Consider the following 21,527-nt stretch of genomic DNA (forward strand, 5'->3'; position numbering starts at 1 on the left):
CCCGCGTCGCCCCGGGCGACCGTGACCCTGAGGAACAAGAACCACATGAAGATCACCGACGTCGATGTCCACGTCGTCAACCTGCCCCTGGTCAACCCGTTCACGAGCTCCTTCGAGACCAAGACCGGCGAGACCCGCACGGTGGTGCGTATCCGCACCGACTCCGGCATCGAGGGCTGGGGCGAGACGATGTGGGGCCGGCCGGTCGCCGCGATCGTCCGCAACCTCGCCGAGGACCTGATCGGCACCAGCCCGTTCGCCCTGGAGGCCTTCCACCGCAGGCACCACATGGTGCCGTTCTTCTACGGCTACCTCGGCTACGCGGCCCTCGCCGCCCTGGACGTGGCCTGCTGGGACGCCATGGGCAAGGCGACGGGCCAGTCGGTCACCGACCTGCTCGGCGGCCCCGTACGCGACGAGGTCCCGCTGACCGCGCTCATCACCCGCGCCGACGCTCCCGGGGTCCTGCCGGGCGACCTGCCCGGCGCCCTCGCCGAGCACACGGAGCGCGTGGTGCGCGAGGGCGGGTTCCAGGCCGTCAAGCTCAAGGGCACCACGGACGTGCAGGGCGACGTGGCGATCCTGCGGGCCCTGCGCGAGACCCTGCCGGAGGTGAGCCTGCGTGTCGACCCGAACGCCGCGTGGTCCGTGCCGGACTCGGTACGCGCCGGCATCGCCCTGGAGGAGCTGGACCTCGAGTACCTGGAGGACCCCTGCACCGGCATCGAAGGCATGAGCCAGGTCCGCGCCAAGGTCCGCATCCCGCTGTGCACGAACATGTGCGTCGTCCGGTTCGAGGACTTCGCGCCGGCGGTCCGGCTGGGCGCGGTCGACGTGATCCACGGTGACGTCTACAAGTGGGGCGGCATCGCCCCCACCAAGTCGCTGGCCGCGCACTGCGAGACCTTCGGTCTCGGTATGAACCTGCACAGCGGCGGCGAGCTCGGCATCGCCACCGCCGCACACCTCGCGGTGGTCGCCAGCACCCCGGTGCTGTCGCGCGCCATCGACTCCATGTACTACCTGCACGCGGACGACATCATCGAGCCGCTCACCCTGCGCGAGGGGCGCCTGACGGTCCCCACGGGGCCGGGTCTCGGCGTCACCGTCGACGAGGACAAGCTCCGCCACTACGCCGCGGTCAACGAGCGCGAGGGAGACCTGCAGCGATGACCACCCACACGCACCCCGCCTCGCGCCGTGCACTCTCCACGGAGCGGGCACCCGCGCCCGCCGGCGGTTACAGCCAGGGCATCGCCGCGGGCCCCTACGTGTTCACCTCGGGGTTCGGTCCGCAGGACCCGGAGACCGGCGCCGTCGCCGACACCGTGGAGGAGCAGACCCGCCAGGTACTGCGGAACGTGCGGTCCGTCCTGGAGGAGGCCGGGCTGGGTCTGGACGACGTGGTGAAGGCCACGGTGCATCTCCAGCACCTGCACCGCGACTTCGCCGGCTTCGACCGGGTCTACCGCGAGCACTTCACCGATCCCCGGCCCGTGCGCACCACGGTCGGCTCGGATCTCATGAACATCCTGGTGGAGATCGACGTGGTCGCCCTGCGCCGCCCGGCCCCGGACCAAGCCGACTGAGCGGTCGCGTACGTCCGGTGGGGTGCGGGTCGCGCAGCCGGCGGCCCGCACCCCACGGCCCGGTTCTCTGGTCTGTGGTCCGGTCCTCCGGCGCCGCCGGACCAGCCGTTACGCCCCGGTCTCCCGGTCCGCACGCGATGGCGCCACCTTCGCGGTACACCGCGCCTGGGCACTGCTGCGCACGGCACACGGCGCACGGCGCACGGACAATCGGCTACCCGACCCGCGCACCTACGCCTGGGGCATCACCTCCATGGCACCGAGAGCACTTTGGCCCTGATCAGGAACCATCCCCCACACCCACCGGACACCACCGGCGCCGGAGCGCACGGGCTCCCCCGGCGACCCCGCACACGCGAATCGGTGCGCCACACTCTGGAACGGCACTCCCCCGCCCTGCTGGTCGCAACACGCAACGCGCTCGCCGCATGCCTGGCCGCGCCGGTGGCCCAACTCGCCTAGATCGGCCACCTGTAATGGGCCGTGCTCTCCTCGACGATCGTGCTGCACACCGGAATCGACCGCGGTTCGGCGACGCTCCGCGCGGCCCACCGGATCACCGGCACCTGCCTGGGCGTTCTCGCCGTCGCCGCCATCGAGACGCTCCACCCCTCACGTCCCGCCGAACTCGCCCCGATGCTCGGCGGCGTCCTCGGCATGAACCTGCCGCTTCCTCGCCACTACAGCCTCGCCGTCATCTGCGTCACGCTCATGGCGATGATGGCCAACACCACCTCCGACCCCGCACTGCCGGTGCCGGCCCTGCTGGCCGACCGTCTCGAGGAGACAGCCTTCGGAGTTCTCGACCGAGGGTGCGCAGCCGATGAGCCGAGCCCCAGTCCCCGCCGGCGGAGACCGTCGCCGCGTATCGCCACAGCTCGTACAGCACACGCCGCGCAGTGCCGCGCGTACGGGGCCGGAGTTCCGCCTTCGGGGGGCCTTGCGAGCGCAGCAGGGGCGCCGATCGTTGACCCTGCCAGCGGTGATCGGGAGGGCCGGCGGTCGGCCTGCCCGTCAGTGGCCAGATGAATCGTCGTGGTCAGCCCGCCTCGGGAAGCCCGACGGGCGGCCGGTCATCACCAGGTTGCCGTCCGGGGTGCGCCGCGCGAGGTCGCCGGTGCGGAAGTAGCCGTCGGTGGTGAAGCAGTGTGCGTTGTGGTCGGGTGCCCGGTAGTAGCCCCGCACGGTGTACGGGCCGCGTGCCAGGAGTTCGCCGGGCTCGCCTTCGGGCACGTCCGCGCCGTCGACGTCGACGATGCGGATCTCATCGTCGGGCGAGAGGGGACGGCCCTGCGTGGTGAGCACGGTCTCGTCCGGAGCGGTGGGCCGGGTGAGAGTGAGCAGCCGTTGCTGAGGTCATAGTCAGATCTCAGCAATCCGTGCGTTTACGCACAGATGGTCCTTAACGGTGTCACCACAGCCCGAGCTGGGCGGTGGTGTCCTGTTGAAGGTCTCGCGGTTCCTTCCGCCTGTGGGGCGGGTTTGCGCCACCTGCCCGCACCGGGTCAGCTTTGCGGCTGGCCCGGCTGGCGCGGGTCTTCTGGTCGGCTCCACGCGGTTTCGGCACGCTGGGCGTGCCCCGGTCTCCGGCCACTCCGGTACCGGTTGTGCCGGCCGATGCGAGGTCGGCGAGGTTACGGGCAGCGTTCTCGTCCCGGTCGATGACCAGGCCGCACGCGTCGCAGGAGAACACTCGCACGTGCAGGGGCAGTTTGGCTTTCACCGTCTTGCACGACGAGCAGGTTTTCGAGGACGGGTACCAGCGCGAGGCGACGACCGTGGGGCAGGCGTTGCGCCGGCCTTTATAGGTGAGCTGACGGCGGATCTCTGCGAATCCGGCATCGGCGATCTTCCGTGCCAGACGGCGGTTGCGGAGCATGCCGGCAACGTTGAGGTCTTCGACCACGACGGTGCCGTACTCGGCACGCACGGCGGTGGTGAGCTTGTGCAGCGCGTCTTCGCGCAGGTTCGCCACGCGGTGGTGCACGCGGTTGCGTTCGGCGTTCGCCTTGACCCATCGTTTCGACGGTTCCCGGCGGATAGTCTTGCCGGTGGCCCGGTCGTGCACGGCCGGCCCTTGGCGGCGCGACACACGACGGGACAGACGCCGCAGCCGCTTGCGTTCGCCCTCGTAGTGCTTGGGGTTGTCGACGTACCGGATCTCCCCGGCACCGTCGGCCATCACCGCGAGCACCTTCACCCCGAGGTCGATACCGACTGCGACACCAGGACGGGCCACGCGGGTGATCTCCCGCTTGACCTCCATCTGGAAGGACACGAACCAGCGGCCCCGCTCATGCCGCACCGTCGCGGACAGGATGCGTGCCATTCCGGCCTGCACGCGGGCCACAAGCTTGACGGTGGACTCATGGGTGCGGATGGTTCCGAGCACCGGCAGCGTCACGTGCCCCTCGTCGGCCACGCGGATGCTACCGGTGGTGAACCGGCACGCAAGACGGGCCTTGCGCTTGGACTTGAAACGTGGCGTACCCATGCGGGCGCCCTTGCGGCGGCCGTTCTTCGACTTCGTGTAGTTGTCGAACGCGGCAGCCGCGTTGGCCAGGCCGGTGCTGTACGCCTCCTTGGAGTTCTCGTGCCACCAGTCGGCATAGCGCGGATCGGTGCGCTTGACCTGGTTGAACTCCTTACGCAGCGCGGGCAGCGACCACGGCCGCCACGGCGTCAGCTCCTCCTCGGCGACCCCGTACGAGACTTCCGCCTTGCGCTGCCACCACGAGGCCGTCACCCAGCCGACAGCCCAGTTGTACGCGGCCCGAGCAGCCCCGCAGTGCGACCGCAGCGCGGATTCCTCAGTCACATTCGGGTCCAGGGCGAAACGGAACGCCTGCACCACAAAGCCCGGCTGCGCCTGGAACTTTTTCACCCTGAACACCCCCTCACTAGCCAGTCATTGACTATGCACTACGCATCATGGAACAGATCAACGGATGGATCACCAGCGGTGAAGCCTGCGAGCGGCTGGAAATCGCCTGGCGCACCCTCTACCACCTCCACCGCCAAAGCCCGGACTTTCCCAAACCCAAGAAGATCGGACGAACCCTCCTTGGGAGGCAAAAGCCCTGGATGCCTGGCGGGACAAGCACCCCAAACGTCAGAGAAAGAAGACGTTCGTTGAGATCCGACTATGCATCCCGCAGCAGTTGTTAGCCCCTCAGCCATGCCGAAGACCTGCTGAAGGCGACATCCCAGTTCGGGGGCGATCCGTTCCGCGATCGCCCGGTGCACGGGCGCGTCGCCGATCTGCACGAGACGCAGACTGCTCAAGTCGGCCTGAACCGTGGGAAGTACGTCGAGCCAGAGCTGGGCCACGGCGGGCACCACCGACGTGACGGTGACCCGCTCTCTTTCGATGAGCGGAAGGCATTCAGCGGGTCCCGGGTTCTCGACCAGGACGACGGTGCCGCCTACCGACAAGGTGCCGACGATGCCGGGGCAGCCGAAGGTGAAGTTGAACTCGGCGGGCAGCGCGGCGAGATACACGTCGTTCTCGGTGAGCGACACCAGCTCGGCGGCGGCCCGCGCCTGGTAGGCGTAGTCGTTGTGGGTACGCGGAATGAGCTGGGGCGCCGCGGTGGCAGCGCCGGAGAGCAGGAAGAACGCGACCTGGTTGGCGCTCCGTGCGATGGCCCGCTCGGGCGGGGCGTCGATGGAGCCCAGCGGAAAGTAGTGGCAGCCCGACGCGTCGACCGTTAGGCCCCCGCACGAGGACAAGGCGCCTGGCTCCTCAAGGGTGAACACCCGGCGCAGGAAGGGTCCTTGGGCCGCGACGTCCCCGGCCATCGCCGTGTGGTCGAACCCCTGGTGCGTCGACGGACCGACGTAGCCGACGGCCTGGGTGACGTGCACGATGTGGGACACCTCGGACGCGCGGTGCGAGACCGGGCAGAACACGGGGACGGCGCCGAGGCGCATCAGCGCGAACACGGTGACGACGAACTCCGGAACGTTCGGCAGCTGGACAACGACCCGTTGCCCCGGCCTGAGGCCGCGCAGCCGGAATCCGGCGGCCATGCGGTCCACGCGCCGGTTCAGGTTCGCGTACGTGATGCGGGTGCCGTCATGTACGAGCGCGGTCCGCGGCCCGTACTGCAGGGCCCAGACGCGCAGCAGGTTGTCCAGCGTGTTGCCACGCCAGTGCCCGGCTGCCCAGTAGCGGTCGACGAACTCCTCGGGCCAGGGCGTGCAGCCGTCGAGCATGGATGCCATTCGCTTCTTTCTGTACCAGTTTCCGAACCGGGATCCTTACCGGTCGTGTTGCGCCGAAAGGGGGCGAGAGTCGGGACAGCGGGGATCCCGACACATCGCCCCCTCTTTGATGCTGGGGAGCAACTCGCCGCCCTGACCTCGGCAAGCCAATCCTCCAACACCCATGTACGCAATGCGCTTTCCTCACGACGGACGCCGAGCTCCCTCGGCAGAAGGTCCAATGAGCGCCACTGACCGGGAGGGATGGTGGTACGAGAACTTGCATGGCCCGCGCTCGTGTCCAGGCCCCCTGACTCGGATCTCCGGAGGTGCCGGCGCGTGACCGTTCAGATGGCGTCCAGCGCCAGTCCCTTCGTCTTCGGGCCGAGGAGCCCCACGTTGAGGCACAGCAGCACCATCAGTACGGCGGACCCGGCGAACACGGCGGTCGCGCCGAGGTCGTCGAGGACGCTCAGCGCGATGAACGGCAGGATCACGGAGACCAGTCGCGACAGCGAGTACGCGATGCCGATGGCACTGCTGCGCAGGTTCGTGGGGAAGATCTCGGCCTGGTAGACGTGGAACGCGTTGGAGAAGACGTTGCTGCAGACGGTCAGCAGGAAGCCGCTTCCCACGATCAGCCAGGCCGCGTCGGCGAACCCGAACAGCAGGCCGAAGAAGGCCTGGCCGAGGGCCGCGACGATGATGAGGGTGCGGCGCTCGAACCGCTCGATGAGCGGAATCGACAGGGCGGAACCCAGCGGGTAGCCGCAGAAGCTGAGCGCCGCGTAACCGAGTGATGCGGTCGTCGAATGGCCCTTGGCGGCAAGGACGACGGGAGCCAGGGAACCGAACCCGTAATAGCCGACGGTCTGCAGGACCTGGAAGATCCACCACATGACGGTACGGCGGCGGTACGGCGGCTGGAACATCCTGCGCAGGGGAACCCGAACGGTGGGGACCGTCTCGGTCTTGGTCTCAGCCTTGGTCTCAGTCTCGCTCTCGGCCTGGGCCTGGGCCTGGGCCTTTCGCTGCGCGGGCACTTGGCGTGCGCCGGCAGTCCCCGGCTCGTTGAGTGTCTCGATGCGCGCGACGACAGCCTCGGCCTCCGCACGGCGTCCCCTGGCCTCCAGCCATCGCGGGGACTCGGGGAGAGCGCGCCGCATCCACTGGATGCCGAAGGCGCCGAGCGCGCCGGCGACCAGCAGCCAGCGCCAGCCGGAGACCCCGGCGATCTCGTGCTCCGCCACCAGGCGCGCCCCGAGCAGCGCCGCCAGCGGCACGCCGAGGAACCCGACGGTGTAGGCCCACGCGATGTACCGTCCGCGCACGGCCGTCGGCAGCAGCTCGGAGAGGTACGTGTCGACGAGCACGAGTTCGGCGCCGAGCCCGAGTCCCGCGAGGAAGCGCGCGGCCACCAGCCAGTTCACGTCTGGCGCGGCGGCGCACAGCAGGGAGAACGCGGAGTACATACCAAGGTTGACCAGGAACATCTGGCGCCGGCCGAAACGGTCGGCCAGGAGGGACATGACGTTGGCGCCGACGAACATCCCCAGGAACCCGGCGGCGATGATCCACGACTTCTGCGTGTGGCTCAGATGCCAGGGCTCGGCGAGCGCGGCGGCGAGTACACCGCCGAGAAACACCTCGTAGAGGTCGAAGAAGGCACCGACACCGACTATCGCCGTGAGCCGTCGATGCCAGGGACCGGGGCGCAGAACCTCGAGGCGGCGGGACACCGGTGAGGGAGAGCCGGTGGTGGAGGGGGCGGTTTGCGTCATGTGCCTGTCAGCTCCTTTCAAGTGTCTGCAAGGTACACGCATGCGGTGCGACGTGACCATGGCCGCAGCGTGTCCCGACACCCGGACCCGCGGCTGCCGCATCGGGCGACCCGACTGAACCCTTGCTGCGCCACATCGTTCGGGGTCAGCCGGCTCGGGCCGGTTCTTTCGGGATCGCCGGCACACACAGCCACGCAAGTCTTGCGGCGGCCAGGTAGGCGCGCGCGCCGATGGCCATGCCGGTGCGCAGCCCGGGGCCTCCGGCGTCTACGGGACAGCGCTCAGGTCCCGGCGCCGGGAAGGGAGATGGAGCGGAACATTTCTTCGCCCAACTGATCCCGGATCAGAGTGTCGATCCTGTTGGCCTGCGGGACATGAACGAAGGGCCGCCATGGATAAACACGGTCATTGATCCATGGAGTCTTCCAGTCGGTCGTACCGGTGAAGAATTTCTGCGCAAATTTTGCTGTGCGAGATGCCGGAAATTCGTCCTCGACCTCCAGGCATCCGCTCACACATACATCTACATACGACTGAACAAGGGGAAATTCCTCGCTGACGTACCTACGCGACGTGCTTCCGAAATACCAGAATGTTCCGGGCGGCGGAGCCGATCTTCCGTCCAGCATGGTGATGTCACGAGGAGGGATGCGGAGCAGCTTGTATCCCTTCTCCCTGTCGGCGAATACCTTCAACTCATCTTGCGCCACCTGGAAGATCACGCCGTTGCAGGTCGCACTGCGATCCGCAAAGGCTCCCAAATACGTGGGCCCCCAGCTGACCGTGTCAACCCGGTCGTACCAGCCACGCGTGATGCCCTTGACAGAGACAGGGAAGCACTTACCGGCTTTCGGCCAGGTCTCCTCCCGGGATTCCTTTTGAATCAACGACCCGTAACCGAAAATGTACTGACTACTGGGATCGGATTCCCTTGCCTCGGCTTCTTCCGGGCCCTGCTGAATGGTGCAACCCGTAGCAGCCGCGCCGAGACCCAGGACTGCAATGCCTCCGAGTATCCTGCGCCGCCCCACTTCAGCCTCATATTTCATGGCCATTATGTTTACGCCCTGGCTGCGGGGTGTCGAGAACGACGCGCAGAGCCTTCGGGTTGTTGTCCGAGTCCGAGACGGAGCTTCGGCGGCAGCGACGGCACGTCGGGCGCAGCGTGGCTCACTCCCGCACGGCGCCGCTGAGCATGCCGCAGATGAACTGGCGTTGGAAGAACATATGGATGTCGTCCCAACCACGCTTGAGCGCCTGGCAATGCGTTCGCCGCCCGTTGACCTTTCCTCCGGAACCGGCTGTGCACGCTGCCGGTACTTGGTGAACTGGGTGGATGAAGATCCTGCCCCCGCGCGCCCTCCGGGCTCTTGAGCGGTTCAACGCCACCTACCCCTGGGATCACAACGCCCACTACCACCGCTGGATCCTGCGACAGCTGCCGAAACGCTTCCACCGCGCTCTGGACGTCGGTTCAGGCAGCGGTGACCTTGCAAGGCTCCTGGCCGGACGTGCCGCCTCCGTCCAGGCAGTCGATTCCGATCCGGCGATCTCCGCCCAGGCGCGCAAGCTGACTCCTGATGCGCTTCCCGTGACCTTCACCGTGGCGGACGTGATTGCCGAGTTCCCTGTCGGCCCCTACGACGCCATCACGTGCGTCGCCACGATCCACCACTTGCCGTTCACCGAGGCACTCACCCGCTTCCGCCGTCATCTCGCACCGAGAGGGACCTTGATCGTCGTCGGCCTGTGCTGCGCTCGGACCCCGGTGGACTACTTGCTCGGTGTCATCGCGATGTCGGCCAATGCCGCCACGGGCTGGTTGAAGAACAAAGGCCGCCCGTCACCCCGACCCGTCTCCATGACGGCCCGCACACGCTCAGCGGACATGACCTTTGACGACATCGTCCGGGAAACCAGAAACGTCCTCCCCGGCGCACGCCTGCGACGGCGGCTGTTCTGGCGCTACACGCTCGTGTGGAGTCACCCCTGAGCAGCCTGGGACTTCTCCAACCAGCGCTCCGTGCAGGGGCTTTGCGGGTCAGGCGCGGGTCATCATGATGATGAGTACCCAGTTCGGGCGGGCTTCGGTGTGCGGGGGCAACTGTTCGTAGTCGCATGCGTTGCGGCGGCAGTCTGCGTGAGCGCCTCTCATGCCCGTCCCGTAATGTCCCGTCAACATGCAGTTCCCTACCGGGAGATGAGCAACAGAACCGCCCCTGCTACGGTACGCCGATGTCTTCGATCAAGCATTTTCAGGTCACCTTCGACTGCGCAGAACCTGAGCGCGTCGCTCGTTTCTGGTGCGAGGTGCTGGGGTACGTCGTGCCGCCGCCGCCGGAGGGGTTCGCCACGTGGGACGACTTCAATCACTCGCTGCCGCCTGAGAAGCAGGATGCAGGGTTCGTCTGCAGGGATCCTTCAGGCGTGGGCCCGCGCATGTACTTCCAGCGCGTTCCAGAAGGCAAGGTCGTCAAGAATCGGGTGCATCTTGACGTACGGGTCGGCACCGGGCTCGTGGGTGCAGAGCGCCTGGCCACACTTGAGGCCGAGTGCGCACGACTGGTACCGCTCGGCGCGGTACACGTGCGAACGCTGTTCGCCGATGAGGAAAACGAGTCATGCATCGTGATGCAGGACATCGAGGGCAACGAGTTCTGTCTCGACTGAATATCCACCAAGACGGCGAGGTGCGGAGCCGTCTGCTTCGGACCTCTCTCTGGCTAGCGGCGGCTACGTCTTCCGCTGTGCTACGTCTTCGACTGTGCTTCGTATCCGGCAAGGCAGAGCCTCAGGCGGCACTGGTCTTCAGCTTCGACGAGCACCTGCTGTCCCCGCAGGGCAGTGAGTCGGCGCGCGCTTTGACCAGCCGACGACGGTCCTGCGGGGTGTAGGCCGGGAAACGTGCCCGTCCTCGGTCGGCGATCTCGTTGCCGAGTTCACTGAACAACACGGCCCGAAAGCGCTGCTCTTCCTCGTAGGTCAGTGGGGTGACAATGTCCTCCATGGGCCGCACCCGGACGTTGTAGAGATCTCGTATCATTGCGCGGCTCGCAATCTGCTCAAGGCCCGTTCGCGAGAGCCTACCGACCCACGTTCGGCGACAACCCCCGGCAACGGCCTGTGCGACGTCGTGATCAATCTGCTGCTCTCCAGAGGCCCTTGAGGCGGATCGTCGAGGCACCGCGCTCAAGGCCGGCGAGATACCTTTCGGGCGTCCAGTTGAAGCGCGTGGCAATGCCGCGCCAGCCTTCAGCCGCCCGGAAGGCGCTAGACGGCGTTTCGAGTGGTGGCTGACGGGCCTGTCGCCCCTCTTCTTGCGGCTGGAGGCCTGGCCCACCTTCTCCGGGATGACCGCCTTAATGTCACGTTTCGCGGGTAGTTGCGGTTATCGCGGGACAAGTAGGCCTCGTCCCGCGAACTGATCCCGCAGCCGCGCGGGGTACGGCGGTCCTCACCGATCGGCAGGTACGCCTCGTTGACGTGGGACTCGCCCTCGGCGGGCTCCCGTCGGTCGTGGTGGAGGGCACCGCCCTCGACCGCACGGCCAGCGCCGCCGCCGTCCACAACAACCTCAAGACACTCGGCGGCAGTGTTGCCGGGGCGGCGTTCGCGGCAGCCCTCGGCACACTGGTCGTCGGGACGACGGACACCCCGGCGCTCTCCGCGTATCTGACCGTCTGGGGCCTGGGTCTCGGGGTGAGCGTCCTGGCGGCGGGCGCGCAACTGCTCGCGCGCCTGGGCGCCGGGCGACGGGCGGGCACGCTCGCGAAGGCCGGCACTGCGACCAACTGACGCTCACCGCCAGGGTTTTCGTTGGGATCAGGCCGGATCAGGGAGCGGGGGCCTGCAGGTCGGGACCCCCGTCGAGCCCGGCATGATCCAAACGAGAGGCTCTAGCCGTCGTGGCCGCCCATGCTCGACTGGCGCACCACCAACTCCGGTTGCAGGACCACGTGTTGATGCCGGTGGTCCCTCGCCGCCGGACCGGTTTCCTCCAGCAGTAGACCTGCGGCGATGGTGCCCAGGGTGAAAGCCGGCTGGCGCACCGAGGTGAGTGGGACGGTCGCGGCCGCGGCGAACTCGATGTCGTCGTAGCCGACGAGCGCCATGTCCTCGGGGACCTTGACCCCTGCCGCGTACAGCGCCTGGAGGACACCGAGGGCGAGCAGATCGTTGGCGCAGAACACGGCGGTGGGGCGGTCGGCCAGGCCGAGGAGGCGGGCGCCGGCGTCGCGGCCCGCGGCCACGTCCATGCGCTCGGTGGGCAGTTCGCGCAGGACGTCGGACGGCAGTCCGGCCTCCGACAGGGCCTGGAGGGCGCCGGTGCGCCGGTCCTGGACCTGCCTCAGGTGCGGCGGGCCGCTGACGAAGGCGATGCGGCGATGGCCCTGCGCGACGAGGTGGCGCAGGGCGAGCGCACCGCCCACCTCGTCGTCGACCGCCACCGAGCACCCCTCCTCGTCCCCGGTGACCCGATCCACCACGACGTAGGGGATACCGTGCCGCCGGAAGTTCCGCACGGTCTGCCCGCTGGGGTCGGCCGGTGCGATGAGGGCGCCGCGCACCCGCTGCTCGGCGAAGTGGGCGAGGTAGTCGGCCTCCTCGGTCGGGCTCTGGCCGCTGTTGCAGACCATCACGCCGAGCCCGGCGTCGCGTGCCGCGCGCTCGGCTCCGCGCGCGATGTCGACGAAGAACGGGTTGGCCATGTCGAGGACGAGCAGCGAGATGATGCGGCTGCGTCCGGCCCGCAGCTGGCGGGCGTATTCGCTGCGGACGTAGCCGAGCCGGGTGATGACTTCCTGAACGTGCCGGCGGGTGTGCGCCGAGACGCGATCCGGCTGGTTGAGGACGTTGGAGACCGTGCCTACGGAGACACCTGCCTGCCGCGCCACGTCCTTGATGCCGACCGTCATGCGTTCCCCTCTGCGTACTCTCAACACTGCTCATCCAAACGGCCCCGCGCCTGCCGGCCGCTCAGGCGAGGTGGAAGATCTCGGAGAGCGGACGCATCGCGGCGTCGGGAGACTGCTCGTCCAGGTCCTCGAAGAACGATCCCATTTGGGCCTGCCAGCGCGCATTGACGTCGGTGGCGTCCATGGCGGCACGGGCCGCGTCGAAGTCCTCGGTCTCCAGATAGCCGACGAGCAGGCCGTCCTCGCGCAGGAAGAGGGAGTAGTTGTGCCAGCCGGCAGCGGTCAGCGCGTCGCGCATCTCCTGCCACACGTCCGCATGGCGCAGGCGGTACTCGTCGATCCGATCGGTTTTGACCTTGAGCAGGAAGCAGACTCGCCGCATCCTCATCACCCTTGCATGTTCGTGGCGTCGGGGCCGTCGCACCTGGTGTGACGGCCCCGGCCCCTCTTGTGTGCGGCTCGGATTGCGTACGGCTCAGAACTTGAAGTTGTCGATGTTCTTCTTGTCGAAGACGGTCGGCTTGCCGAGGGAGACCACACCGTCCTTGCCGATGGTGAACGATCCGAGGTCGCCGGCCTTGAACGTCTCGCCCTCCTTGCCGGTGATCTGGCCCGACTCCAGGGCGACGGCGGTGTGTGCGGCGAGCGCGCCGAGCGTGGCCGGGTCCCACAGCTCGAAGGCCTCGACGGTGCCGTTCTTGACGTAGGCGCGCATGTCGTTGGGGGTGCCGAGGCCGGTCAGCTTGACCTTGCCCTTGTACTTGGAGCCCGACAGGTACTGTGCGGCGGCCTTGATGCCGACGGTGGTCGGGGAGATGATCCCCTTCAGCTTCGGGTGCTCCTGGAGCAGGCCCTGGGTCTGCTGGAACGACTTCTGGGCGTCGTCGTCTCCGTAGGCCGTCGTGACGAGCTTGATGTCCTTGTACTCGGGCTTCTTCAGCTCGTCCTTCATGTAGTCGATCCACGTGTTCTGGTTGGTGGCCGTCTGGGCCGCCGAGAGAATCGCGATCTCGCCCTTGCCGCCGATCTGCTTGGCCATCTGCTGCACCTGGGTGCGACCGAGGTCCTCGGCGCTGGCCTGCGAGACGAACACGTTGCGGCAGTCGGCCTTGGTGTCGGAGTCGTACGTGACGACGCTGACGCCGTTCTTCATCGCCTGCTTGAGCGCGGTGCACAGGGCACCCGGGTCCTGCGCGGACACGGCGATGGCGTCCGACTGCTGCTGGGTGAGGGTGTTGACGTAGGAGACCTGACCGGAAGTGTCGGTGCCGCTGCTGGTGCCGACCTCCTTGTACGTCGAGCCCAGCTGCTGCACCGCCTTCTTGCCGCCGTTGTCCGCCACGGTGAAGTAGGGGTTGTTGACCTGCTTGGGCAGGAAGGCGACCGTGAGGCCCTTCTTGGTGGCCGCGTTCGGGTCGGCCTTGCCCCCGGCTGCGGACTTGGCGGCCTCCTTGTTGGCATCGTCCTTGGTGGTGCCGCCGCAGGCGGTGGCCCCGAGGACGAGGGTGGTGGTGACGGCGAGCGCCATGCCGAGCCGACGGGTTCTGGCGGTGCTGCTGAGAGACATGAGGTCCTGCCTTTGCGGAGTACGACGGTGTACAGCGGTGGACGGAACGGGAGTTGGGGAGTTGGCTGCCCTACGAGGTGGCGGGAGCCGGCGAGAGAGGCGGCGTCGCCGTCTTCTTCCTCGCTCTGGCCTGGGCGAGCTGCCGGCCGACACGCGGGGCGAGTACGGAGATCACCAGCAGGACGCCGGTGACGAGGATCTGGGACTGGGCGGAGACGTTGACGAGGCTCATCACGTTCTGCAGCGTGCCGAGCAGGAACACGCCCGCGATCGCACCGCCGAGGGTGCCCTTACCGCCGTCGAAGTCGATCCCGCCGAGCAACACGGCGGCGATGACGGAGAGTTCGAGGCCGCTCGCGTTGTCGTAACGGGCGCTGGCGTAGTGCAGGGTCCAGAAGACGCCGGTGAGCGCGGACAGCAGGCCGGTCGTCACGAACATGGACAGCTTGAGCCGCTTGACGCGGATGCCGGCGAACCGTGCGGCCTCCTCGCTGGCGCCGATCGCGAAGAGCGAGCGGCCGACCGGCGTGCCGTGCAGGACGACCACGGCGATGGCGAGCAGCACGACGAACGGGAGGGCGGCGTACGGGATGAAGGTGTCGCCGAAGTGGCCGGCTCCGAAGTCCAGGTACTGGGACGGGAAGTCGGTGACCGAGTCGGAGCCGAGGACGATCTGGGCGATGCCACGGTAGGCGGCCATGGTGCCGATCGTGACGGCGAGGGACGGCAGGCCGAGGCGGGTCACGAGCAGGCCGTTGACCAGGCCGCAGACGACACCCAGTACGAGACAGATCGGGATGATCGTCTCGATGGCCATGCCTTGGTTCCACAGCGCGCCCATCACGGCGCTGGACAGGCCGACCGTCGAGCCCACGGAAAGATCGACCTCGCCGGAGACGACGAGCATCGTCATCGGGAGCGCGATGAGCGCGATCGGGAGCGTGTTGCCGATCAGGAACGACACGTTGAGTGCGTTGCCGAAGTTGTCGACGAACGAGAACGAGAACAGCAGCAGGAGAACGAGCAGGACGCCGACCGCGGTGTCCCAGCGGACCGTTCCGCCCAGGCCGCGGCGGGCTGTGGGCTTGGGAGCCGTGATGTCAGTCATGGCGGGCACTCCTCATCTGTGCGGCCTGCTTGCGCAGCACTGCTGCGACGCGCAGCGCCAGGATCCGGTCCACGGCGATGGCCAGCAGCAGCAGGAGGCCGTTGATCGCGGTGACCCAGACGGAGCTGACGCCGAGAGCAGGCAGGACGCTGTTGATGGAGGTCAGCAGCAGCGCGCCGAGGGCCGCTCCGTAAACGGTTCCCGCGCCGCCGGTGAAGGCGACGCCGCCGACGACGACGGCACTGACGACGGTGAGTTCGTAGCCGTTGCCGGTCGCGGAGTCGACGTTGCCGAACCGTGCCAGGTACAGGGCGCCGGCCAGACCCGCGAGCGCGCCGCACAGGACGTACGCGGTCATGATGCGCTTACGCACCGGGACACCCGCCAAATTGGCGGCCTCGGGGCTGGAGCCGAGCGCGTACATGTCGCGGCCGCTGCGGTAGCTGCGAAGGTAGTAGCCCACGCAGAGCAGCACGGCGAGGGTCAGCAGCGCCAGGTAGGGCACGACCGAGATCCCGTTGGTGCCGAAGTCGACGAAGCCGCTCGGCAGACCGTCCGCAGTGATCTGCCTGGAGCCGACCCAGATGGAGTCGATGCCGCGCACCACGTACAGCGTGCCGAGGGTGACGACGAGGGCGGGCACCTTGCCGAGGCTGACGAGCGCGCCGTTGAGTGCACCGAAGACGGCGCCGAGCGCGACAGCCAGGAGCACGGCGATCAGCGAGTTTCCGCCGCTCTGCAAGTAGTTGCCCGCGGCGAAGGCGGAAATACCGAGCACCGAGCCGACGGACAGGTCGACGTTACGGGTGATGACGACGACGGCCTGGCCGGTGGCGACGAGGACGAGGATCGTCGAGTTCAGGAGCAGGTCCTTGATGCCCTGCTCGGACAGGAACTCGCCGTTGGATATCTGGGTGGCGAGCAGCATCACGACGAGAACGACGGCGACGGCCAGTTCGCGGGCCTTGAACACCTTGTCGATGAACTGCCGCGACGCGGTGGGCCTGGGTGCGGATTCGCTCCGCACGGGCTGGGCGGTCATGGTCACGCGGCCGCACTCCCTTCCTTCGTACGGCCGGTTGCGGCAGCCATCACGGTCTCCTCGGTGGCCTCGGCCCGCGGGATCTCGGCGGTGAGCCGGCCCTCATGCATCACCAGCACCCGATCGGCCATGCCGAGGATCTCCGGCAGGTCGGAGGAAATCATCAGGACGGCGACGCCCTCGGCGGCGAGCGACGACAACAGCCGGTGCACCTCCGCCTTCGTCCCGACGTCGATCCCCCGCGTCGGCTCGTCCACGATCAGCACCTGCGGCCCGGTGGCGAGCCACTTGGCCAGCACGACCTTCTGCTGGTTGCCACCGGAGAGCGTGCCGACGACATCGGCGAGACGCGCGTACTTGACCTGGAGCTTTACGGCCCAGTCGACGCTGCGGCTGCGCTCGGCCTTGCGGTTCATGAGGCCTGCGCGCGTGGTCTCGGCGAAGCCGGTCAGACCGATGTTCCGCTCGATGGACATGTCCATCACCAACCCCTGGGCGCGGCGGTCCTCGGGCACGAGGGCGAGACCGGCGGCCATAGCCACACTGGGCGCGCCCGGCTTGAGGCTGGTGCCGAGCACCTCGACCTCGCCGCCGTCGAACCGGTCCACGCCGAACACGGCGCGGGCCACCTCGCTGCGACCGGCGCCCACGAGCCCCGCGAGGCCGACGATCTCACCGCGCCGTACCTCGAACGACACGTCGGTGAAGACTCCCTCGCGGGTCAGCCTGCGGACCTGCAGGGCGACTTCGCCGGCCTCGGTCTCCTGCTTGGGGTAGAGCTCGTCGAGGTCGCGGCCGACCATGCGGCGTACGAGGTCGTCCTCGGTCAGCCCCTCCAGCGGTTCACTCCCGATCAGGGCGCCGTCGCGCAGGGTGGTGACGCGCTGGCAGAGCGCGAAGATCTCCTCCAGGCGGTGCGAGATGAACAGCACGGCGGCGCCCTGCTCGCGCAGCGTCTTGACAACGCCGAACAGGCGGGCGACCTCGCTGCCGGTGAGCGCAGCGGTCGGCTCGTCCATGATCAGGACCCGGGCGTCGAAGGAAAGCGCCTTGGCGATCTCGACGAGCTGCTGGTCGGCGATGGACAGGCCGCGGGCCGGCTGGTCCGGGTCGAGGTCGACGCCGAGCCGCGCGAAGAGATCGGCAGCGGCCCGCTTGACCGCCCTATGGTCCACACGGTTGAGAGATCGCCTGGGCTGGCGGCCCATGAAGATGTTCTCGGCGACGGACAGATCGGGGAAGAGCGTCGGCTCCTGATAGATGACCGCGACGCCGGCGTCCCGTGCATCGGCGGGACCGTGGAACTCGACCGGCGCGCCGTCGAGCAGGACCGTGCCGGCGTCGGGGCGGTGCACCCCGGCGAGGGCCTTGATCAACGTCGACTTGCCCGCGCCGTTCTCGCCGGCCAGGGCGTGCGCCTCGCCGGCGTACAGACGCAGCGAAACACCGCGCAGGGCGCGCACGGCACCGAAGGATTTGCTCACCTCCTCCAGCGCGAGCACCGGAGTCGTCTCCGGTTCAGGATGCGTCATGCGTGTCTCCATGGGTGTGCCCAGACATGTGCCGGGGGTGTGCCGGGATGGTGTGTGTCGGACCCGCGCCGACCAATGCCGCACATGTCACCCGGCATGAAATGTTTCAGTGGGGTTGCCCGGAAGCTAGTCCCACCCGCCGGACTGGTCAAGAGGTGAATCCGCTCCCCCACGCCTCCCGGCGACCTCCGGGAGGCATCTAACGGGCACTGACCTGCCGCGTTTTCAGCACCACCAGCCGCGTGGACACGCGAACGACACGATTCAGTAACTCGGACCGGAGCGTCGTCCCATCAAGTCCACACCTTGACGCCCTCTCGGGTGGGAGCTAATTTCTCCCCATCGAATGAATCGATTCACAGTCGTCGCCGCGTGGCGTCACCGCATGGTCTCGATTCCTGCGCTCGTCGGCCCCGGTTCCGGGCCATGCACACTCCCCAGTCATCCAGAGGTGGACATGCCTGACATCGCTGCCGTGAAGGCCGCACTCGCCAACCAGCGGATCGAGACGCCGTCCTGGGGCTACGGCAACTCCGGCACCCGGTTCAAGGTGTTCGCCCAGGCCGGCGTGCCCCGCACCCCCCGCGAGAAGCTGGACGACGCGGCGCAGGTGCACGAGTTCACCGGCATCGCCCCGAAGGTCTCGCTGCACATCCCCTGGGACACCGTCGACGACTACGCGGCACTCGCGGCATACGCGAAGGAGCGGAACGTCGAGCTGGGTGCCATCAACTCCAACACCTTCCAGGACAACGACTACAAGCTCGGCAGTGTCTGTCACCCGGACCCCAAGGTGCGCCGCAAGGCCGTCGAGCACCTGCTGGAGTGCGTCGACATCATGGACGCGACGGGGTCGCAGGACCTCAAGCTGTGGTTCGCCGACGGCACCAACTATCCCGGCCAGGACGACATCGTGGCCCGCCAGGACCGCCTCGCCGAATCCCTCGCCACGGTCTATGAGCGGCTCGGCGACGACCAGCGGATGCTCCTGGAGTACAAGTTCTTCGAGCCGGCCTTCTACACGACGGACGTGCCGGACTGGGGCACCTCGTACCTGCAGTGCATGAAGCTGGGCGAGAAGGCGCAGGTCGTCGTGGACACCGGCCACCACGCGCCGGGCACCAACATCGAGTACATCGTGGCGCTGCTGCTGCGCGAGGGGAAGCTCGGCGGCTTCGACTTCAACTCCCGCTTCTACGCCGACGACGACCTGATGGTCGGCTCCGCCGACCCCTTCCAGCTGTTCCGCATCCTGCACGAGGTCGCCAAGAACGGCGGCTTCGAACCGGAGACGAACGTCGCGTTCATGCTCGACCAGTGCCACAACATCGAGGCGAAGATCCCGGCGGTCATCCGGTCGGTGATGAACGTGCAGGAGGCCACGGCCAAGGCGCTGCTCGTCGACCTCGATGCGCTGCGGGATGCGCAGGCCACCGGTGACGTGCTCGCCTCCAACGCGGTGCTGATGGACGCGTACAACACCGATGTCCGGCCGTTGCTGGCCAAGTGGCGCGAGGAGCGGGGGATGCACCCGAACCCGGTCGCCGGGTATGCCGCGTCCGGGTGGCAGGAGCGGATCGTGGCCGAGCGGGTGGGTGGCGATCAGGCCGGCTGGGGCGCCTGAGCACACCATCCTCGGCCTCCGACACTCCACCCCCTCACTCGCAAAGGAACAACGTCATGGCCTCCGCCACGCATCCCGAAGTCGCCGCGCTGCTGGCGCGCTCGAACCGGCTCGGCGCCGATCCCCGCAACACCAACTACGCCGGCGGCAACACCTCCGCCAAGGGCACCGAGACCGACCCGGTCACCGGCTCCGACGTCGAGCTGATGTGGGTCAAGGGCTCGGGCGGCGACCTGGGCACCCTCAAAGAGGCCGGGCTCGCCGTGCTCCGACTCGACCGGCTGCGCGCGCTCACCGGCGTCTACCCGGGGGTGGAGCGCGAGGACGAGATGGTCGCCGCGTTCGACTACTGCCTGCACGGCAGGGGCGGCGCCGCCCCCTCCATCGACACCGCCATGCACGGCCTGGTCGACGCCGCCCACGTCGACCACCTCCACCCCGACTCCGGCATCGCCCTGGCCTGCGCCGCCGACGGCGAGAAGCTGACCGCCGAGTGCTTCGGCGACAAGGTCGTCTGGGTGCCGTGGCGGCGTCCCGGCTTCCAGCTCGGACTGGACATCGCCGGGATCAAGGAAGCGAACCCGCAGGCGATCGGCTGCGTGCTGGGCGGCCACGGCGTCACCGCGTGGGGCGACACCGCTGACGAGTGCGAGGCCAACTCCCTGTTCATCATCCGCACCGCCGAGGCGTTCCTCGCCGAGCGTGGCAAGGCCGAGCCTTTCGGCCCGGTCATCGAGGGGTACGCGGCCCTCGGCGCGGCCCAGCGCCGCGCACGGGCCGCCCACCTCGCCCCCCTCATCCGGGGGCTGGCATCCACCGACCGCCCCCAAGTCGGCCACTTCGACGACTCCGAGGCTGTGCTCGACTTCCTGGCGAGCACCGAGCACCCGCGTCTGGCCGCGCTCGGCACCTCCTGCCCCGACCACTTCCTCCGTACGAAGGTGCGCCCCCTCGTCCTCGACCTGCCGCCCACGGCCGAGCTCAACACCGTCGAGGCCCGCTTGGGGGAACTGCACGCCGAGTACCGCGAGGAGTACGCCGCCTACTACCAGCGGCACGCCACCCCCGACTCCCCCGCCATGCGCGGCGCGGACCCGGCCGTCGTGCTGATCCCCGGCGTCGGCATGTTCAGCTTCGGCAAGGACAAGCAGACGGCTCGCGTGGCGGGTGAGTTCTACCTCAACGCCATCAACGTCATGCGCGGCGCCGAGGCAGTCTCCACGTACGCGCCGATCGAGGAGTCCGAGAAGTTCCGCATCGAGTACTGGTCCCTCGAGGAGGCCAAGCTCCAGCGGATGCCGAAGCCCAAGGCCCTGGCCACCCGAGTGGCCCTGGTCACCGGTGGCGGTTCCGGCATCGGCAAGGCGATTGCCCAGCGACTCGCCGCCGAAGGTGCCTGCGTGGTGATCGCCGACCTGAACGCCGACAATGCCGCCGCTGTCGCGGAGGAGCTGGGCGGCCCGGACAAGGCGATCGCGGTGACGGTCGACGTCACCTCCGAGGATCAGATCGACCAGGCCTTCGCGGAGGCGGCGCTCGCTTTCGGCGGCGTGGACCTCGTTGTCAACAACGCGGGCATCTCCATCTCCAAGCCGCTCCTGGAGACGACGGCCAAGGACTGGGACCTCCAGCACGCCATCATGGCGCGCGGCTCCTTCCTGGTCTCCCGGGAGGCGGCGCGGGTGATGCGGGCGCAGGGCATGGGAGGAGACATCGTGTACATCGCGTCCAAGAACGCGGTGTTCGCCGGCCCCAACAACGTCGCCTACTCCGCGACCAAGGCCGACCAGGCCCACCAAGTACGCCTGCTGGCCGCCGAGTTGGGTGAGCACGGTATCCGCGTCAACGGCGTCAACCCGGACGGTGTCGTGCGCGGCTCCGGGATCTTCGCGGGCGGCTGGGGCGCGCAGCGCGCGGCCACGTACGGGATCGAGGAGGACAAGCTCGGCGAGTTCTACGCCCAGCGAACCCTCCTCAAGCGCGAGGTCCTCCCCGAACACGTGGCGAATGCCGTCTTCACCCTCACGGGCGGCGACCTGACCCACACGACGGGCCTCCACATTCCGGTGGACGCGGGTGTCGCCGCCGCGTTCTTGCGGTGACACCCACGGGGCGCCGGGCAACCGGCGCCCCTCCAGGGGCGCGGAGAACTGCCCGACCAG

At 68.3% G+C, this 21,527-nt stretch carries 19 protein-coding genes and 1 pseudogene; 8 read left to right on the forward strand and 12 right to left on the reverse strand.

The window, feature by feature from the left end; translation table 11 throughout:
- Positions 1-45: 45 nt before the first annotated feature.
- The 3 genes from OG456_RS40470 (at position 46) to OG456_RS40480 (ending at position 2,618) form a co-directional block, all read left to right on the forward strand.
- Complete coding sequence (locus OG456_RS40470; RefSeq protein ID WP_266570068.1) at positions 46-1,173, forward strand: mandelate racemase/muconate lactonizing enzyme family protein; 1,128 nt, start codon at positions 46-48, stop codon at positions 1,171-1,173.
- Complete coding sequence (locus tag OG456_RS40475) at positions 1,170-1,589, forward strand: RidA family protein (protein ID WP_266570069.1); 420 nt, start codon at positions 1,170-1,172, stop codon at positions 1,587-1,589. The genes OG456_RS40470 and OG456_RS40475 overlap by 4 nt, the downstream gene beginning before the upstream one ends.
- Positions 1,590-2,072: 483 nt before the next feature.
- On the forward strand, positions 2,073-2,618 hold the full coding sequence (locus OG456_RS40480) for an FUSC family protein (protein WP_266570070.1): 546 nt from the start codon (positions 2,073-2,075) through the stop codon (positions 2,616-2,618).
- On the opposite strand, the pseudogene OG456_RS40485 reads toward OG456_RS40480, so the two are convergent.
- The 5 genes and pseudogenes from OG456_RS40485 to OG456_RS40505 form a co-directional block, all read right to left on the reverse strand.
- Positions 2,604-2,930: pseudogene (locus tag OG456_RS40485) on the reverse strand (AMP-binding protein); the annotation flags it as partial. The gene OG456_RS40480 and the pseudogene OG456_RS40485 overlap by 15 nt on opposite strands.
- Positions 2,931-3,000: 70 nt before the next feature.
- Positions 3,001-4,473 (reverse strand): IS607 family element RNA-guided endonuclease TnpB, encoded by a 1,473-nt coding sequence (gene tnpB / locus OG456_RS40490; RefSeq protein ID WP_266570071.1) that lies wholly within the window; start codon positions 4,471-4,473, stop codon positions 3,001-3,003.
- A 38-nt stretch (positions 4,474-4,511) separates the two neighbouring features.
- Complete coding sequence (locus tag OG456_RS40495) at positions 4,512-5,816, reverse strand: AMP-binding protein (protein ID WP_266570072.1); 1,305 nt, start codon at positions 5,814-5,816, stop codon at positions 4,512-4,514.
- A 326-nt stretch (positions 5,817-6,142) separates the two neighbouring features.
- Entirely contained in the window at positions 6,143-7,576 is a 1,434-nt protein-coding gene (locus tag OG456_RS40500; RefSeq protein ID WP_266570073.1) for an MFS transporter, read from the reverse strand.
- A 281-nt stretch (positions 7,577-7,857) separates the two neighbouring features.
- Positions 7,858-8,625, reverse strand: coding sequence for a gamma-glutamylcyclotransferase family protein (locus OG456_RS40505; RefSeq protein ID WP_266570074.1), 768 nt, complete (start codon positions 8,623-8,625; stop codon positions 7,858-7,860).
- A gap of 287 nt (positions 8,626-8,912) precedes the next feature.
- Here OG456_RS40505 and OG456_RS40510 point away from each other — a divergent pair, with 287 nt between their 5' ends.
- A complete protein-coding gene (locus OG456_RS40510) occupies positions 8,913-9,569 on the forward strand; it encodes a bifunctional 2-polyprenyl-6-hydroxyphenol methylase/3-demethylubiquinol 3-O-methyltransferase UbiG (RefSeq protein ID WP_266570075.1) in 657 nt (218 codons plus the stop codon).
- A 242-nt stretch (positions 9,570-9,811) separates the two neighbouring features.
- Positions 9,812-10,246: a VOC family protein gene (locus OG456_RS40515; RefSeq protein ID WP_266570076.1), complete on the forward strand. Its 435-nt coding sequence runs from the start codon at positions 9,812-9,814 to the stop codon at positions 10,244-10,246.
- A 121-nt stretch (positions 10,247-10,367) separates the two neighbouring features.
- On the opposite strand, the gene OG456_RS40520 is transcribed toward OG456_RS40515, so the two are convergent.
- Positions 10,368-10,583, reverse strand: coding sequence for a hypothetical protein (locus OG456_RS40520; RefSeq protein ID WP_266570077.1), 216 nt, complete (start codon positions 10,581-10,583; stop codon positions 10,368-10,370).
- A gap of 476 nt (positions 10,584-11,059) precedes the next feature.
- On the opposite strand from OG456_RS40520, the gene OG456_RS40525 reads away from it, so the two are divergent.
- A complete protein-coding gene (locus tag OG456_RS40525) occupies positions 11,060-11,371 on the forward strand; it encodes a hypothetical protein (RefSeq protein ID WP_266570078.1) in 312 nt (103 codons plus the stop codon).
- 101 nt (positions 11,372-11,472) lie between these two features.
- Here OG456_RS40525 and OG456_RS40530 read toward each other — a convergent pair whose 3' ends face one another.
- The 6 genes from OG456_RS40530 to OG456_RS40555 form a co-directional block, all read right to left on the reverse strand.
- Complete coding sequence (locus tag OG456_RS40530) at positions 11,473-12,492, reverse strand: LacI family DNA-binding transcriptional regulator (protein WP_266570080.1); 1,020 nt, start codon at positions 12,490-12,492, stop codon at positions 11,473-11,475.
- 61 nt (positions 12,493-12,553) lie between these two features.
- On the reverse strand, positions 12,554-12,874 hold the full coding sequence (locus OG456_RS40535; protein WP_266570081.1) for an L-rhamnose mutarotase: 321 nt from the start codon (positions 12,872-12,874) through the stop codon (positions 12,554-12,556).
- 93 nt (positions 12,875-12,967) lie between these two features.
- Positions 12,968-14,059: a rhamnose ABC transporter substrate-binding protein gene (gene rhaS / locus OG456_RS40540; RefSeq protein WP_266570082.1), complete on the reverse strand. Its 1,092-nt coding sequence runs from the start codon at positions 14,057-14,059 to the stop codon at positions 12,968-12,970.
- A 70-nt stretch (positions 14,060-14,129) separates the two neighbouring features.
- Positions 14,130-15,167: an ABC transporter permease gene (locus OG456_RS40545; RefSeq protein ID WP_266570083.1), complete on the reverse strand. Its 1,038-nt coding sequence runs from the start codon at positions 15,165-15,167 to the stop codon at positions 14,130-14,132.
- Complete coding sequence (locus OG456_RS40550; protein ID WP_266570752.1) at positions 15,160-16,209, reverse strand: ABC transporter permease; 1,050 nt, start codon at positions 16,207-16,209, stop codon at positions 15,160-15,162. Before OG456_RS40550 ends, OG456_RS40545 begins: the two co-directional genes overlap by 8 nt.
- Positions 16,210-16,211: 2 nt before the next feature.
- Positions 16,212-17,741 carry a sugar ABC transporter ATP-binding protein gene (locus OG456_RS40555; RefSeq protein WP_266570084.1) on the reverse strand — a complete coding sequence of 510 codons (1,530 nt, stop codon included), beginning with the start codon at positions 17,739-17,741 and terminating at the stop codon, positions 16,212-16,214.
- A 457-nt stretch (positions 17,742-18,198) separates the two neighbouring features.
- Here OG456_RS40555 and rhaI point away from each other — a divergent pair, with 457 nt between their 5' ends.
- Together rhaI and OG456_RS40565 are read left to right on the forward strand one after the other, a co-directional pair.
- A complete protein-coding gene (gene rhaI, locus OG456_RS40560) occupies positions 18,199-19,365 on the forward strand; it encodes an L-rhamnose isomerase (protein ID WP_266570085.1) in 1,167 nt (388 codons plus the stop codon).
- Positions 19,366-19,421: 56 nt separating this feature from the next.
- Positions 19,422-21,467, forward strand: a complete 2,046-nt coding sequence (locus OG456_RS40565) for a bifunctional aldolase/short-chain dehydrogenase (RefSeq protein ID WP_266570086.1) — start codon at positions 19,422-19,424, stop codon at positions 21,465-21,467.
- Positions 21,468-21,527 lie beyond the last annotated feature (60 nt).

Origin of the sequence: Streptomyces sp. NBC_01446, assembly GCF_026340095.1 — a bacterium.
In the GTDB taxonomy this organism is placed as follows: domain Bacteria; phylum Actinomycetota; class Actinomycetes; order Streptomycetales; family Streptomycetaceae; genus Streptomyces; species Streptomyces aureus.

Excerpts from the sequence above, each read along its gene's own strand:
- OG456_RS40555 (WP_266570084.1), bottom strand. The coding sequence starts at position 17,741 with ATGACGCATCCTGAACCGGAGACGACTCCGGTGCTCGCGCTGGAGGAG.
- OG456_RS40515 (WP_266570076.1), top strand. The coding sequence starts at position 9,812 with ATGTCTTCGATCAAGCATTTTCAGGTCACCTTCGACTGCGCAGAACCT.
- OG456_RS40550 (WP_266570752.1), bottom strand. The coding sequence starts at position 16,209 with ATGACCGCCCAGCCCGTGCGGAGCGAATCCGCACCCAGGCCCACCGCG.
- OG456_RS40545 (WP_266570083.1), bottom strand. The coding sequence starts at position 15,167 with ATGACTGACATCACGGCTCCCAAGCCCACAGCCCGCCGCGGCCTGGGC.
- OG456_RS40510 (WP_266570075.1), top strand. The coding sequence starts at position 8,913 with ATGAAGATCCTGCCCCCGCGCGCCCTCCGGGCTCTTGAGCGGTTCAAC.
- rhaS (WP_266570082.1), bottom strand. The coding sequence starts at position 14,059 with ATGTCTCTCAGCAGCACCGCCAGAACCCGTCGGCTCGGCATGGCGCTC.
- OG456_RS40495 (WP_266570072.1), bottom strand. The coding sequence starts at position 5,816 with ATGGCATCCATGCTCGACGGCTGCACGCCCTGGCCCGAGGAGTTCGTC.
- OG456_RS40500 (WP_266570073.1), bottom strand. The coding sequence starts at position 7,576 with ATGACGCAAACCGCCCCCTCCACCACCGGCTCTCCCTCACCGGTGTCC.
- OG456_RS40535 (WP_266570081.1), bottom strand. The coding sequence starts at position 12,874 with ATGCGGCGAGTCTGCTTCCTGCTCAAGGTCAAAACCGATCGGATCGAC.
- OG456_RS40475 (WP_266570069.1), top strand. The coding sequence starts at position 1,170 with ATGACCACCCACACGCACCCCGCCTCGCGCCGTGCACTCTCCACGGAG.
- OG456_RS40530 (WP_266570080.1), bottom strand. The coding sequence starts at position 12,492 with ATGACGGTCGGCATCAAGGACGTGGCGCGGCAGGCAGGTGTCTCCGTA.
- OG456_RS40470 (WP_266570068.1), top strand. The coding sequence starts at position 46 with ATGAAGATCACCGACGTCGATGTCCACGTCGTCAACCTGCCCCTGGTC.
- OG456_RS40505 (WP_266570074.1), bottom strand. The coding sequence starts at position 8,625 with ATGAAATATGAGGCTGAAGTGGGGCGGCGCAGGATACTCGGAGGCATT.
- OG456_RS40565 (WP_266570086.1), top strand. The coding sequence starts at position 19,422 with ATGGCCTCCGCCACGCATCCCGAAGTCGCCGCGCTGCTGGCGCGCTCG.
- OG456_RS40520 (WP_266570077.1), bottom strand. The coding sequence starts at position 10,583 with ATGGAGGACATTGTCACCCCACTGACCTACGAGGAAGAGCAGCGCTTT.
- rhaI (WP_266570085.1), top strand. The coding sequence starts at position 18,199 with ATGCCTGACATCGCTGCCGTGAAGGCCGCACTCGCCAACCAGCGGATC.